Below are 15,573 nucleotides of genomic sequence, written 5' to 3' on the forward strand. Positions count from 1 at the left end.
GAATAAAACTGAATTTAAAAGGAATGAGCCCGATACAATATCGAGCTCATTATTATCAAAATTAATTATAAATTTGTCTAAACTTTTGGGGGCAGTCTAAAGAAGGATTAGAGCCTTTTTTGTTTTACAAAAGCTTTTCACTACAAGAGACATCAATAAAATACATAGATATATCAGAAGAATTCATTCTCTATTTCAGACTTTACGAAAAGGGGAATGACAAACAAAATCGTACCTTTTATTATGTAAATGATTATGGTGAATTGGATGAAGTTCTGATAATCGAACCAAAATTGATTAAAGTTAAAATCAAATACTTGAAAGAATATATTACAATGAGAGATATGAACTTTGTAGTATGTTATGATTTTATGAGGCTTCTAAAAAATATACCTTCAGATTGGAATATTGAACATAAAGACGAGTTAATAAAGGAAAGCAATTTTATTTATAGTCATTTAATAAGGGATGTATCTGACGAAACTCAAAGTTGGGTCATGGGTAAAGTTTTCATAAAGCCAAATGAAATTAAAAAATCACATTTTGATTTAGCAGAATCTAAAAATGAAAATTTCATAATTGGAGTTGATGATGAAGGAGAATCAATTTATGAAAACTGCGGAGAAACTGACGGAAATCATTTCAAAGTAACCTACTTTAAAAAAGAAGTTTTGAACAAATATTATAACGAACCTAACAAATATCAAGTTGATGGATTTAGTGTTGACTCAAAATTTTTCAGATTAAAAATAGACAATAATGTTGATGAGTATATTCCGGTCTTTCTTACCAATTTAAGAATGCTTCCAGAAATGGAACAGCTTCATTGGAAACAATATAATATTACACCTAAAGAAGGAATGAATATTAGCCGAACATATTATAGAACAATGATAGAAGGAGAATGGGCAGAACAACCGGAAACAGTTGATTTATTTTTTAAATCAAAGTATGAAAGCTTTAACAAAAAGTGGAAAGACAAATTTGGTTGGAAATTATATAAACCATTATCTTCAAAAGACGAGTATTTATTTACAGCATTGCACAAAATAACTTCTAATAATGTCAAAGCCTTTTGTGAGCAAACCTCAACTATTGTAAAACTAACAATTGACAGGTTAAACGAAAAAGAACTAGCGAAAGGGTTACATTTAGATTCAAAAGCCAGAGGAATTGCAAAATTTGAGAAATTTTTAGAATCTAAAGGTATGCAAATACCGGATATGTTTCAGTTTCTTAGAAACTCCCACTGGCGCTCGTTTGCAACGAGTGCAAATTTTAATTTAGAGCATAATCGTAGCGTTTGCAACGCGATTACTATATCTTTATTCATTCATTCCCTACAAATAGGAATAAAAAAAAACTAAATGCGATTGCTTCGTTCCTCGCAATGACTGCAATGCAGGCCGAACTGATATACAACAATCGTTCGCGCAGTTTTGCAAACTGTGCCCAGAATGAGCAGATAATATAAATAACACAAAAACTATGAATACATTAAAATTAGGATGGACAGGTCTTGGCAACATGGGAAATCCAATGGTGATAAACCTACTCAAAGCGGGTTTTGAAGTATCGGTTTTCAATCGCACCAAAGATAAAGAAGCGCCATCACTGGCTGCAGGAGCAAAATCAGCAAGCAGTTTACAAGAACTAATGGAAACCTGTGACGTAGTTTTGACCATGTTATCCAATGACGCAGCTGTCAAAGAAGTTTTTGAAGGACCAATAGGTTTGTTGTCTAAAACCAATCAAGGAAAAACCATCATCAATATGAGCACGGTTTCCCCGGAAACGTCTCGTTATTTAAACACCATTTGCAACCAACATCATGTACATTTCATAGACGCTCCCGTTTCTGGAAGTGTAAAACCGGCACAAGACGGAACGCTGGTTATTCTTGTGGGTGCTTCGAGTGAAGATTACCAATTAGCCAAACCGATATTTGACGTTTTGGGTAAAATTGCGATTCACGTAGGCGAACCCGGCGTGGCAAGTTCGGCTAAGTTAGCCATCAATTACCTATTAGGATTGAACCTTCAAGGAATTGCCGAAACGGTTTTATTTGCGGAGAAAAACGGCGTGAGCAAAGAGGATATGCTCAACATCATCAATCAAGGTGCTTGTGGCAACGGAATCACGAATATCAAAACACCTTCTATTCTGAATGATTCCTATCCGGCAGCATTTGCGTTGAAACATTTAGTCAAAGATTTAAGACTGGCCAAAAAAGCCGGACTCGATTCCCCGTTGATTCATCCTTTGTATGACAGTTATGCTGCAGCCGAAAAAGAAGGATTGGGCGATCAGGATGTTATGGCGATTATCAGCAGTTTAAAAAATAAATCATTTTAGAATAGCAGTACATCCAGCGAATAAACCATAGAGTTTAATTGGTTCATATAGTAAACAAAAAAGCTACATCTTTAGGAATGTAGCTTTTCTTATTTAATCGAATCAGAAAACGATATTACTTCGTTTTCATTGGAGGCAAGTCAAATGCAGCTGATTCATGCTCAAAACCATTGCGGTGGGAACCATCACAAAAAGGTTTGTTTGCTGATAATCCGCAACGGCAAAGACCTAGAGCGGTTCTTCCTTCTAATCCGTATGTTTTTCCTTCACAGTCTGTTATTTCAAAATCGCCTTCTATTTTTATAGAACCATTGCGATTGATTGTTAGTTTTGTCTTGCTCATAATGCTTTAATTTTTTTTAGAGTTCAAAGATTGCAAAATATTTCAGGACCTTTTTGCATTGCTGCTCTTTTTTATGATTCCAAAACGCAATTTACATTAATTCTATTTTGTGTAACCCGATATCTAGGAAATTTGGTTGGGTAATACTATGCGGAAATACACTCTTTTCTGAACCAACGATCAGCATCAAATAATCAATCTACTAAACAAATAATTGACTATTTTTAGAACTTTAAATCAATTCATTAATCAAACTCTCATGACAAAGAAAATCGCAATTACCTTATTTTTAGGATTCCTAGTTGGAACAAGCTACGCTCAAAAAATGAACGTCGCCAAACTAGACAGTTTATTTCAGATTTTGGAAGCCAAAGATAAATTCATGGGAAGCATTGCCTTGTCACAAAACGGAACGCTACTTTATTCAAAATCCATTGGAATGGATGACATAGAAAGCAATAAAAAAGCAAGTAATTTATCCAAATACCGTGTGGGATCGATTTCAAAAATGTTTACTTCGGCATTAATATTTAAAGCTATTGAAGAGAAAAAATTATCATTGAACCAAACCATTGAAACTTTTTTCCCAACCATAGAAAATGCCAATAAAATAACCGTTGGTAATCTACTAAACCACCGAAGTGGTATTCATAATTTTACCAGTGCTCCGGAATACATGAACTATTACACCCAACCAAAATCTGAAAAAGAAATGGTTGAAATCATTGCCAGAGGAAAAAGTATTTTTGAACCTAACAGCAAAGCTGATTACAGCAACTCCAATTATGTTTTATTGAGTTACATTCTTGAAAAAACCTATAAAAAGCCATATAAAACCATTTTGAACGATAAAATTGTAAAACCATTAGGCTTAAAAAACACCTATGTAGGAAGCAAAATTAACATTCAAAACAACGAAAGCAATTCCTATTCTTTCTCTGAAAAATGGATAAAAGAACCGGAAACGGATATGTCAATCCCAATGGGAGCTGGCGCAGTGGTTTCTAATCCACAAGATTTGACGATGTTTATTGAAAAGCTTTTCGCCAATGCCATAATTTCAGAAAGCAGTCTTAAGCAAATGACAACTTTACAAGACAACTACGGAATGGGGATTTTCCAATATCCATTTTATGAGAAGAAAAGCTTTGGCCATACTGGAGGTATTGATGAATTCAGATCATCATTGTCGTATTTCCCAGAAGACAAATTAGCTGTTGCATTAACCTCTAACGGCAGAACTTATGACAATAATGATATCATGATTGCCGCTTTGAGTGCGTATAACAACAAACCGTTTACAATTCCAACTTTTAAAACTATTACATTAAAAAGCGAGGATTTAGATCCTTATTTAGGAGAATATTCAGATGCTGGATTTCCGATGAAAATCACCATTACAAAAGAAGATACCAAACTTTTTGCACAGGCAACAGGGCAATCTGCCTTTCCACTGGAACCTACTGAAAAAAACAATTTTGAATTTAAAATGGCCGGAATAAAATTAGAATTCAAACCAAATGAAAAGCAAATGATTTTGAAACAAGGCGGCGGGAAATTCACACTGACAAAAAAATAAAATAATTCGGTAGAAAAAATCTTAATCAAAATTCACCAAAGAAAATTTAAAAACAGATTGTTTTACAGTTGAGAACATAAAAATTATATTCAAGAGAAGAAACAACGTTATTTCGATCTAAATTGTACATTTGTCTGTTACGGAAAACTTGTTTTGTACTACCAAAATAATATTCCGACAACACACCAATTCAATTTTTAACAAAAAAATTCAATTCTTAATCCTATTATAAAAGCATGAGTATCTTAAAAAAAGTAAATGTATTCCGAAGAATTGTAACGCATAACCTAACTAAAAATATTGGGAATTCACAAAAAAATCAAATAATCGATTTATCTCAAAAAATCGAAATCAAAAGGGTTTTAATTTCCAGACCCAATCATAGACTTGGGAATCTGTTACTCATAACACCACTGGTACAGGATGTAATCGCTACTTTTCCTGAGTGTAAAATTGATTTGTTTGTAAAAGGAGGGCTTGCGCCAATTGTTTTTAAAAATTACACCAACATCAATTATATCATTGAACTTCCAAAAAAACCTTTCAAAAATCTAGTAGACTATTTCAAGGTTTGGGTAAAAATTAAAAAGCAAAAATATGACATTGTCATCAACGTGGATAAAAACTCCTCTTCTGGACGATTATCGGCACAATTTGCAGATGCTAAATACAAATTTTTCGGGGAACTGGATGAGGAAATGCAATTGAAACACACCGATTATGAGCATATTGCAAAATATCCCGTATACGAATTTAGAAGTTTTTTGACTAAATTAGGGTTCGCAAAAAATGAAAATCCTGTTCCATCATTAGACCTTAAATTGAGTTCTTCAGAAATTGCTGAAGGCCATAGTATCGTTAAAGAACTGGTTAAAAATGACAAAAGGACCATTTGCATATTTACCTATGCGACTTCTGACAAATGTTATTCAGAATCTTGGTGGGAAGAATTCTATGAAAGACTGAAAATAGAATACGCTGATTATAATATCATCGAAGTTTTACCAGTTGAAAACATTTCACAAATAGGATTTAAAGCAACCACTTTTTACAGCAAAGACATCCGTGAGATTGGCGCGGTCATTGCCAATACTGAACTTTTTATTGGCGCAGATAGCGGCATTATGCATTTGGCAAGTTCCGTACTAACTCCAACAGTAGGATTATTTTCGCGTCCAAATATAAACATGTACAGACCATACAACAACAATAGTACAGCTATAAACACGAACAGCGGTAACAAAGAAAATTGGATTGAAACCATAAATAAAGTGCTGCATAAAAGATAATTAATCGGGATCAAATTTATAAAATGAATCCTTTAAAATAAAATACTAAACACAATCGCAGCAACATGAAAACAAAATTTCTACTTCCGCTCCTATTTGTCTTCCTTAGCACAGGAACACTTTGGTCACAAAATCCAGAAACTTTTACTTTGAAGTTAGATCACATGGCACTTTCAGTGAAAGATCTGGATCGTTCTGTTGATTTTTATAAAAATGTATTGAAGCTTTCAGAAATCACCAACCTTACCAAAAAAGAGGGAATTAGATGGATTTCATTGGGAGATGGAAAAGAATTACATCTTGTGTCAACCATAAAAGAACCCGTTACAATAAACAAAGCGGTTCATGTGGCGTTTAAAGTCACTAATTTTGAAGCTTTAATCACTAAACTGCAAAACCTCAACATCACCTATTCTGACTGGCCAGGAATACTTGATAAGATCACGGTTCGCGCAGATGGAATCAAACAAATCTACATCCAGGATCCTGATGGATATTGGATTGAAATTAACAGTGTTGAAAAATAACCAAATTCAGCGACCTCCCTTTTAATTTATATCCTACGGAAGTTGTATTTATTCAATTAACAGCTACTTATGCCATCAATATGTGAAAGATGAAACTTTTACTCTGAATTGTGTAATCCTTTTTATTGTTTTGTTTGCCAACTTTGTAAAAGAATTTACGGAGTCTAACAATCGAAATAAAACGTAGGATTATGAGTGATCAAGGAAACGAACATACAGTTGAAGGAATAGATAAACTTAAAAGCCTTGTTGAAGAAATCAACACTTGTCTTTTTTGTACCAATCTGAAAACGAATGATGGAGCAACTACCAGACCAATGGGAGCTGTAAAAGTATGCGATGAAGGAAATATTTGGTTTTTCAGTGAAAAAAATAGTGATAAAAACAAAGAAATAGAGCAAGATTCAAGTGTTCAATTATTTTTTGCACATCCCGGAAAAGGAAGTTACATGGTTGTAAATGGTGAAGCATCAATAGTTATCGATCAAGAAAAAATCGAAGAGCTTTGGTCTCCAGTTGTAAATATATGGTTTAAAGAAGGCAAAAACGACCCGAATATTTCACTTATTAAAGTAAAACCGAGCAGTGCATACTTCTGGGACACGGACGGAAACCAAATGATTAACTTTCTAAAAATGGCGGCCTCAGTTGCTACGGGAACTAATTATGTAAGTGGTACTGAAGGTGAAATAAAAATCTAAAAGACATAAAAAAACGTTCCAATCTTGGAACGTTTTAAATATAAATATTTTTATTTTTCTAAGAAACTATTGTAGCACTCTATTAATTTGAGAAAAGTTTTTTCGATAATATTTCTCTTTGGTTGATGATATTATAACTCCGTTGCTAACTGATGAATGAATGAATTTAATTTCATCTTCACAAACTTCAACGACCATACCAACATGATTAATTTGGCTTCTACCGTTAGTTTTAAAGAAAATTAAATCACCTTTTTGAGCTTCTTCTGTATTAATTTTAGTTCCAATGCTAGATTGTTCACGAGATGTTCTTGGTAGTTTAATATCAAATGCGCCAAAAGTAGTACACATAAGCCCTGAGCAATCAAATCCTGATTTTGTGGTTCCACCGGTGCGGTACCGTGATCCAATATTTTCAGAAGCACGTTCTATCAACTGATCTAAAAAATCATGACTGAAAGTTGGTTTCGCAGCGTTATTAAAATCGATTTTAGTAGTTTGAATATCAGTATTTTTGTTAACATCAGTACTTACAACTTCGTTCTCAGCAGGTACCGTATTTGCCAAAATATTTAATTTGTAACCTACAGGAAGTCCCTTTTTAACTTCTGGATTTTGCTTTTCTAATTCATTTACGGTAATTCCGTATTGTTTTGCGATGGCATATTTAGTTTCTTTTGGTTGAACTTCACGGATAATCAGCTGTGGCAAATTATTTAACGCAGTTTCATTTTGAGAAACCTGATTTACTGCTGTTTTTGACAAATCTGTAGTAGTTTGTATAACGACAGCTTCTTCTGATTTTGGTGTGATGGTTTGCAACGAAGTATCATTTTTTGAAGAAGCTACTGGTAACTCTTTACTTTCTTGCGATGCCAAAACCGTTTCTGACAAAGGAGCCGCTGGAATATTTATTTTTTGACCAACTCTAAGTGTTTTTACGCCTATTCCTGGATTGACTTTATCAAATTCTTTAATTGTAATTCCGTATTTTCTTGTGATGGAATATTTAGTTTCTTTTGGTAAAACTTCCCAACTAAATGTATCTGATTTTGAGGATATCGATTCCGTGGATTGAGGCAAAATAGCCAATTCATTTTTTGATTCTGTTTGTTTTTTAATTACAATCGTCGCTATTTCAGATGCGGTAGCGTTACCTGGAATATTTATTTTTTGACCAATTTTTAATTCTGAAGAAGCGAGTGTCGGATTGACTTGGTTTAATTCTTTAACGGAAATTCCGTATTGTTTTGCGATTCCGTAAAGTGTTTCTTTAGCTTGAACTTCGTGTTCTTTAACAGAATTATTTATTGCAATCTTAGTTTTTTCGGTAGTCTTTTTTGTGGAAGCAATAGGAATTAATAAAACGGAATTGAGTTTTAAAAGATTCTTGGCATTGGGATTTAATTTAAAAATAGCGCTTTGTTTTACTTCGTATTTCTCAGCGATACTCGATATTGTTTCCCCTTTTACTATAGTGTGTTTTGTGATTTTCTCCTGTGAAAAAAGAACGATACTATTTAAAAAAACTAATGTTACTATTACTCTAAAAGTCATATTCATTTATTTCAAATTACTTACCCCATTGTATTCTTCATAGCGATTTCGGGATATAATTATTAAATCTCGCTTAGGATTGCACTTTTACTATTTTCATTTAAAAAATTGTAAAAAAATTTCTCATCTCTTTGATAAAAGAGAGCCTAATTAGTGCAATTATTATTTTGTTGATTTTTTGTTCTGATTGCAAAAGCAACTTAAACAGTAACGCAAGACAATTGTATACTATTGTTGCGCAGAAAATAAAAATAGGTAGAGAAATGATTTAACTAATAATCAAAAAACTCAAATACAATTTTATTTTTCTTATTTGCTAATTTAAACTATAATATCAAAAAACCTTCCTTTTTTTTTAATTTTAACGTAGTTTAAACACAAACAACTCTTTTTTTTGATTTTTCTACACATTTTTACCGCTAATTTGATGCTTTTTTAAAAATTATTCACTCTTATCGTCAGTGTTAAATTAGCGAATAATTTTGCTTTTGCTTCAATAGCCCTGATGAAAGTGGAAAGCCTTTTGCAGCGGAATTGCCTATTTTTCCAGAGAATAAAGAGCGACTAAAAGAAGCTCCTTTTTTATCTTGGAAAAAAGCAATTGTGCAAAAAAGCTTGAAACGGACAGCAGGAAACAGCTCCAGAAATAAAGTGTTATTAAAACAAAAAAACTCCCAAGTTTCCTTGAGAGTTTTAGAAATATAGTATTGAAATGCTTATGCTTTTCCAGCAGCAGCAATCAAGTTTAATGCTGAACCAGCAACGAACCAACCAATTTGTCCTTCGTTATACGTATGGTTTGCCAAGATAATATCTTTGGTTCCATCAGCGTGAACGAATTCTAATGTTAATGGTTTTCCTGGAGCAAAATCAACTAAATCTGTGAAGTTGATAGTGTCATCTTCTTGAATTTTATCGTAATCCGCTTCATCAGCAAATGTCAATCCTAAAAGACCTTGTTTTTTAAGGTTTGTCTCGTGGATACGAGCAAATGATTTTACCAATACGGCTTTCACTCCTAAGAAACGAGGCTCCATAGCGGCATGTTCACGAGAAGATCCTTCTCCGTAGTTGTGATCACCCACAACAATTGAAGGAACGCCAGCTGCTTTGTAAGCACGCGCTACAGCCGGAACTGCATCATAAGTACCAGTCAACTGATTTTTCACTGTATTTGGTTTTTGGTTGAATGCATTGATAGCACCAATCAACATATTATTAGAAATATTATCTAAATGTCCACGGAAACGCAACCATGGTCCAGCCATAGAGATGTGATCTGTTGTACATTTTCCGAAAGCTTTGATCAATAATTTAGCACCTGTGATATTTTTTCCATCCCAAGGTAAGAATGGCGCTAATAATTGTAATCTTTCTGAAGTTTCACTAACCGCGATTTGAACACCTGAACCATCTTCTGCTGGCGCTTGAAAACCGGGGTCTTCAGCATCAAATCCGTTTTTCGGCAATTCGTCGCCTGTTGGCACTTCTAACATTACTTCTTCACCATCTTCGTTTATTAAAGTATCAGTTAAAGGATTGAAACTTAAATCTCCGGCAATTGCCAAAGCCGTTACCAATTCCGGTGAACCTACGAAAGCCAAAGTGTTTGGATTTCCATCGGCACGTTTGGAGAAGTTACGGTTGAAAGAGTGAACGATTGTGTTGCGTTCTTCTTTTTCTGCTCCTTCTCTGTCCCACATTCCGATACATGGTCCGCAAGCATTAGCAAATACCGTCGCACCAATCTTATCGAAAGTATCGATAAAACCGTCACGCTCGATTGTATAACGAACCACCTCAGAACCTGGAGTGATCGTGAATTTTGATTTTAATTTTAATTTTTTGTCGGTGACTTGTTTGGCTATTGAAGCTGCACGAGCAATATCCTCGTAAGAAGAATTCGTACAAGAACCAATCAAACCTACTTCAATTCTCAAAGGCCAGTTATTTTTGATAGCTTCTTCTTTCATTTTAGAAATTGGAGTTGCTAAATCCGGAGTATAGGGTCCGTTTAAATGTGGCTCTAATTCGTCTAAGTTGATTTCTATAACTTGGTCAAAGTACAATTCTGGATTAGCATAAACTTCCGCATCACCTGTTAAATATGGAGCAATTTTATCCGCTGCATCAGCAACATCAGCTCTATTTGTAGAACGCAAATAACGGCTCATAGAATCATCATAACCAAATGTAGAAGTAGTTGCACCAATTTCGGCACCCATATTACAGATTGTTCCTTTTCCAGTACAAGACATAGAAGTTGCGCCTTCTCCAAAATATTCAACGATAGCTCCTGTTCCACCTTTTACGGTAAGAATTCCTGCTACTTTAAGGATAACGTCTTTTGGAGCTGTCCAACCGGAAAGTTTTCCAGTTAATTTTACTCCAATTAATTTAGGAAATTTCAATTCCCAAGCCATTCCTGACATAACATCAACTGCATCAGCACCACCAACACCAATGGCTACCATTCCTAAACCACCTGCATTCACAGTATGAGAATCAGTACCAATCATCATTCCACCTGGGAAAGCATAATTTTCAAGTACTACTTGGTGAATAATCCCAGCTCCTGGTTTCCAGAAACCAATTCCGTATTTATTAGATACCGAAGAAAGAAATTCAAACACTTCATTACTTTGTGTTTTTGCTCTGGCCAAATCGGTTACTGCATCAACTTTAGCTTGAATCAAGTGATCACAGTGTACTGTTGTAGGAACTGCTACTTTAGATTTACCGGCATGCATGAATTGCAACAACGCCATTTGAGCGGTTGCATCTTGACAAGCAACTCTATCCGGAGCAAAATCTACATAATCAGCACCTCTTGTGAAAGCTTTTGACGGCATTCCATCCCAAAGGTGATTGTACAATATTTTCTCTGTTAAAGTAAGCGGACGGCCAACTATTTCGCGTGCTTTATCAACACGAGAAGTCATGTTGACATACACTTTTTTAATCATTTCAATATCAAAAGCCATATCTTATTATTTTCTGTTATTATCTTTAAAACGACAAGGTACAAAAAATAGAAGACCTATTAAAATAAAAAAAGCCTAAGTCTGTTGAAAGACTTAAGCTTTTTGATATAATTAACATAAATTAGTTATTATCTAACCAATAACTTATGAGATGGTGCAAACTGCGTTAAATTTATACCTTTTACTGCAGCTTTGTATTCTTCAATTGTTGGAGTTCTACCTAAAATTGTAGACAATACAACAACTGGTGTTGATGAAAGTAACGATTCTCCTTTTTTACCTTCCGTATCTTCAACAACTCTTCCTTGGAAAAGACGAGTAGATGTTGCCATTACAGTATCTCCTTTTGCTGCTTTTTCTTGGTTACCCATACATAAATTGCAGCCTGGACGCTCTAGATATAGAATATTTTCATATCCTGTACGTGCCACGCCTTTAGGAGCATTATCATCAAATTCGAAACCAGAATACTTTTGTAAAACTTCCCAGTCTCCTTCAGCTTTAAGTTCATCTACAATATTATACGTAGGAGGCGCCACGACAAGCGGTGCTTTAAACTCTACTTTACCATATTGCTCATCTATATTTTTTAGCATTTGAGAAAGAATTTTCAAATCACCTTTGTGTACCATACAAGATCCAACGAAACCAAGATCTACTTTTTTCACACCGCCGTAAAAAGAAAGTGGTCTAATGGTATCGTGCGTATAGCGCTTAGAAACATCCGCATTATTTACGTCTGGATCTGCAATCATAGGTTCAGCAACGATGTCTAAATCAATGACAACTTCAGCAAAATATTTTGCATTAGCATCAGGAGTCAAAGCTGGTTTTTCACCGGATTGGATTGCTGCAATTCTATTATTAGCGATAGCGATTAATCCTTTTAAGACTTGCTTCTCGTTATCCATTCCTTTATCAATCATGATCTGAATTCTTCCTTTGGCAATCTCTAATGATTCAATTAAAGTATCATCCTCAGAAATACAAATAGAAGCTTTTGCTTTCATCTCAGCTGTCCAATCTGTAAAGGTGAAAGCTTGATCAGCTGTAAGTGTCCCTAAATGAACCTCAATAATTCGTCCTTGGAATACATTCTCTCCACCAAATTGCTTCAACATTTGAGATTGTGTAGCATGAACAACATCACGGAAATCCATATATTGTTTCATATCACCTTTGAAGGTAACTTTTACTGACTCCGGAATTGGCATTGAAGCCTCACCCGTAGCTAGTGCTAGTGCCACCGTTCCTGAATCAGCTCCAAAAGCAACCCCTTTAGACATTCTTGTATGAGAGTCACCCCCAATAATAATTGCCCATTCATCAACAGTAATATCATTAAGAACTTTGTGGATTACATCCGTCATTGCATGGTAGTTCCCTTTAGGATCACGAGCAGTAATCAAACCAAAATCATTCATGAACTTCATCAATCTTGGAATGTTTGCTTTAGACTTATTATCCCAAACTGATGCTGTATGACAACCAGATTGGTATGCACCATCAACAATTGGAGAAATCACAGTAGCAGCCATAGACTCTAATTCCTGAGAAGTCATTAAACCAGTCGTATCTTGCGAACCTACAATATTTACCGTAACACGCACATCAGAACCTGCATGTAAAACTTTACCCGGAGTTGAACCAACTGCGTTTTTATTAAATATTTTTTCTACTGCCGTAAGACCCTGTCCTTCAATTGAAACCTCTTTTGACGGAGCAAATACCGGTACGATATCAATTCCCAAAGTCTTTGATGCAAAAGTTTGTAGTTTTTTTCCAAAAACAATAGCGTAAGACCCACCAGCTTTAATAAATTCCATCTTTTGAGGCGTAAATGCCTTAGAAATATCAATTAATTCTTTATCGCCGTTGTAAAGTTTTTTTGTTTTTGTGTTAATAGTCAGTACTGTTCCAGTTGCAACAGAATAAACTTCTTCTAGAATAGGCTCACCGTTTTCATTACGCAGAACCGCTCCATTTGCATCTGTTTTCTTTACCCAGTTTTGAAGATCAAGACCAATACCACCAGTAACATCAACTGTAGTAAGGAAAATTGGGGAAATACCATTAGTTCCTGCTACAATTGGAGCTATGTTTATGAATGGAACATAAGGACTTGCTTTTCTACCTGTCCAAAGAGCAACATTATTCACCCCTGACATTCTTGAAGAACCTACACCCATAGTTCCTTTTTCAGCAATCAACATCACACTTTTGTCTGGATGTTGCGCTTGAAGTGCTTTAATTTCATCTTGAGCTTCAGGAGAAATCAAACATTTTCCATGTAGCTCACGATCTGAACGTGAATGCGCTTGGTTACCCGGAGAAAGTAAATCTGTTGAAATATCTCCTTCACCAGCAACATAAGTAACAACCTTAATTTCCTCAACTACCTCTGGCAGCTTCGTAAAGAATTCCGCCTTAGCGTAACTCACTAGAATATCTTTTGCAATCTCATTACCGCTTTTAAATGCCGCTTCTAAGCGATCAGTATCAGCCTCATAAAGATAGACTTGTGTTTTTAATACTTCTGCTGCAGATTTAGCAACTGTAATATCATTTCCTAAAGCTAAGTCAAGCAAAACTTTGATTGATGGCCCACCTTTCATGTGCGACAGCAACTCTAATGCAAAAGCTGGCGTAATTTCATTCACCACTGACTCACCAAGAACAATTTCCTTCAAAAAAGAGGCTTTTACAGCAGCTGCAGGTGTTGTACCAGGAACCGTATTGTAAATAAAAAACGAGATTGAATCTTCGCGATTTGCGTTATTTGAATCCTTAATTTGAGTGATGATTTCGCTTAGTAAATCAGCGCTATCAATTGGCTTTGGGTTAAGTCCCTGAGTTTTTCTGTCTTCGATTTCCTTTAGATAATCGTTATAAATATTCATAGTAAATTGTTTTCAATGTTAAAGGCTAATTATTTTAACTTACTCAAAATTACAGGCCATAATAGCTGTATTTTTATTCACGTTGCAAATTTAGCGCTTTAAGATGATATTTGAAAAAATTTAATAGATGGGGTTTTTTGAAATGATATTATTACTAAATACTGATTTTTACCCTTTAAAATTAATGAATTTTAAAAAATTTAACACTAAAATGATTAATCTATAATTAATTAATTATATTCTAACGATTATCAAATTAGAAAAACCATGAGAATTAAGAAAACGTTGTAGTAACTGTCAAAAATCAAGTTTAGAATACCAAAAAAACAGTTATACCAACTTGGCAATAATCATTTCTTCCGTAATTCCTTCGGCATCGGCTTTGTAATTTTTAATAATTCGATGACGTAAAATTCCTGTCGCAACCGCTTTGACATCTTCAATATCAGGAGAAAATTTTCCATTAAAAGCTGCATTGGCTTTAGCCGCCAAAATCAAATTTTGCGATGCTCTTGGACCCGCACCCCAATCGAGATAATTTTTCACAAACTCATTTGACAAAGGATTATCCGGACGGGTTTTACTGACTAATGTAACAGCATATTCTATAACATTATCCGCAACAGGAATTCGGCGAATAAGATGTTGAAAATCTATTATTTCCTGAGCAGTGAATAATGGATTTATCGTATTTTTTATATCCGAAGTAGTTTGTTTCACCACTTGAACTTCTTCTGCAAAAGAAGGATATTCTAATTTTATAGCGAACATAAATCGGTCTAATTGGGCTTCAGGTAAGGGATACGTTCCTTCCTGTTCAATTGGATTTTGAGTTGCCAAAACAAAATACGGCAAGTCTAATTTATAATTCTCTCCCGCAATAGTAACAGAACGTTCCTGCATGGCTTCTAATAATGCAGCTTGCGTTTTTGGCGGTGTTCGATTGATTTCATCAGCCAGAACAATATTCGAAAAAATAGGTCCCTTTATAAATTTAAACTGACGACTTTCATCCAAGATTTCACTACCCAAAATATCCGAAGGCATTAAATCCGGCGTAAACTGAATTCTCTTGAAATCAAGACCCAATGCTTGTGCCAGCGTATTCACCATCAAAGTTTTGGCTAATCCGGGAACACCTACTAACAATGCATGACCACCGGAAAAAATACAAAGCAAGATTTGATCTACCACAAGATCCTGACCTACAATGATTTTTGCGATTTCTTTTTTTAGCTCATTCCTTTTTTGAACTAAATTATGTATTGCTGCGACGTCTGACATGTATGAAGTATTTTAAAATTAAAAAGAGTTAGCATTATGAAATCATAAAACTAA

General features: G+C 34.7%; 11 protein-coding genes. 6 read left to right on the top strand and 5 right to left on the bottom strand.

Going from position 1 to position 15,573, the window contains the following annotated elements; translation table 11 throughout:
• Positions 1-317 precede the first annotated feature (317 nt).
• Together DR980_RS15550 and DR980_RS15555 are read left to right on the top strand one after the other, a co-directional pair.
• Positions 318-1,367 carry a hypothetical protein gene (locus DR980_RS15550; protein ID WP_244199323.1) on the top strand — a complete coding sequence of 350 codons (1,050 nt, stop codon included), beginning with the start codon at positions 318-320 and terminating at the stop codon, positions 1,365-1,367.
• Positions 1,368-1,488: 121 nt separating this feature from the next.
• Entirely contained in the window at positions 1,489-2,355 is an 867-nt protein-coding gene (locus tag DR980_RS15555; RefSeq protein WP_113637816.1) for an NAD(P)-dependent oxidoreductase, read from the top strand.
• 115 nt (positions 2,356-2,470) lie between these two features.
• Here DR980_RS15555 and DR980_RS15560 read toward each other — a convergent pair whose 3' ends face one another.
• Positions 2,471-2,698 carry a CDGSH iron-sulfur domain-containing protein gene (locus tag DR980_RS15560; RefSeq protein ID WP_113637818.1) on the bottom strand — a complete coding sequence of 76 codons (228 nt, stop codon included), beginning with the start codon at positions 2,696-2,698 and terminating at the stop codon, positions 2,471-2,473.
• 259 nt (positions 2,699-2,957) lie between these two features.
• Here DR980_RS15560 and DR980_RS15565 point away from each other — a divergent pair, with 259 nt between their 5' ends.
• From DR980_RS15565 to DR980_RS15580, 4 genes are all read left to right on the top strand, one after another.
• On the top strand, positions 2,958-4,277 hold the full coding sequence (locus DR980_RS15565; protein WP_113637820.1) for a serine hydrolase domain-containing protein: 1,320 nt from the start codon (positions 2,958-2,960) through the stop codon (positions 4,275-4,277).
• A gap of 236 nt (positions 4,278-4,513) precedes the next feature.
• On the top strand, positions 4,514-5,566 hold the full coding sequence (locus tag DR980_RS15570; protein ID WP_113637822.1) for a glycosyltransferase family 9 protein: 1,053 nt from the start codon (positions 4,514-4,516) through the stop codon (positions 5,564-5,566).
• Between the two features lie 65 nt (positions 5,567-5,631).
• A complete protein-coding gene (locus DR980_RS15575; RefSeq protein ID WP_113637824.1) occupies positions 5,632-6,093 on the top strand; it encodes a VOC family protein in 462 nt (153 codons plus the stop codon).
• A gap of 191 nt (positions 6,094-6,284) precedes the next feature.
• Positions 6,285-6,794: a pyridoxamine 5'-phosphate oxidase family protein gene (locus DR980_RS15580; protein ID WP_113637826.1), complete on the top strand. Its 510-nt coding sequence runs from the start codon at positions 6,285-6,287 to the stop codon at positions 6,792-6,794.
• 66 nt (positions 6,795-6,860) lie between these two features.
• Here DR980_RS15580 and DR980_RS15585 read toward each other — a convergent pair whose 3' ends face one another.
• From DR980_RS15585 to DR980_RS15600, 4 genes are all read right to left on the bottom strand, one after another.
• Complete coding sequence (locus tag DR980_RS15585; protein WP_113637828.1) at positions 6,861-8,351, bottom strand: peptidoglycan endopeptidase; 1,491 nt, start codon at positions 8,349-8,351, stop codon at positions 6,861-6,863.
• A gap of 716 nt (positions 8,352-9,067) precedes the next feature.
• On the bottom strand, positions 9,068-11,335 hold the full coding sequence (locus DR980_RS15590) for an aconitate hydratase (protein ID WP_113637830.1): 2,268 nt from the start codon (positions 11,333-11,335) through the stop codon (positions 9,068-9,070).
• A gap of 128 nt (positions 11,336-11,463) precedes the next feature.
• On the bottom strand, positions 11,464-14,235 hold the full coding sequence (locus DR980_RS15595) for a bifunctional aconitate hydratase 2/2-methylisocitrate dehydratase (RefSeq protein WP_113637832.1): 2,772 nt from the start codon (positions 14,233-14,235) through the stop codon (positions 11,464-11,466).
• A 330-nt stretch (positions 14,236-14,565) separates the two neighbouring features.
• Entirely contained in the window at positions 14,566-15,519 is a 954-nt protein-coding gene (locus DR980_RS15600) for an AAA family ATPase (protein ID WP_113637835.1), read from the bottom strand.
• Positions 15,520-15,573 lie beyond the last annotated feature (54 nt).

The sequence above is a fragment of the Flavobacterium psychrolimnae genome, assembly GCF_003312425.1.
In the GTDB taxonomy this organism is placed as follows: domain Bacteria; phylum Bacteroidota; class Bacteroidia; order Flavobacteriales; family Flavobacteriaceae; genus Flavobacterium; species Flavobacterium psychrolimnae.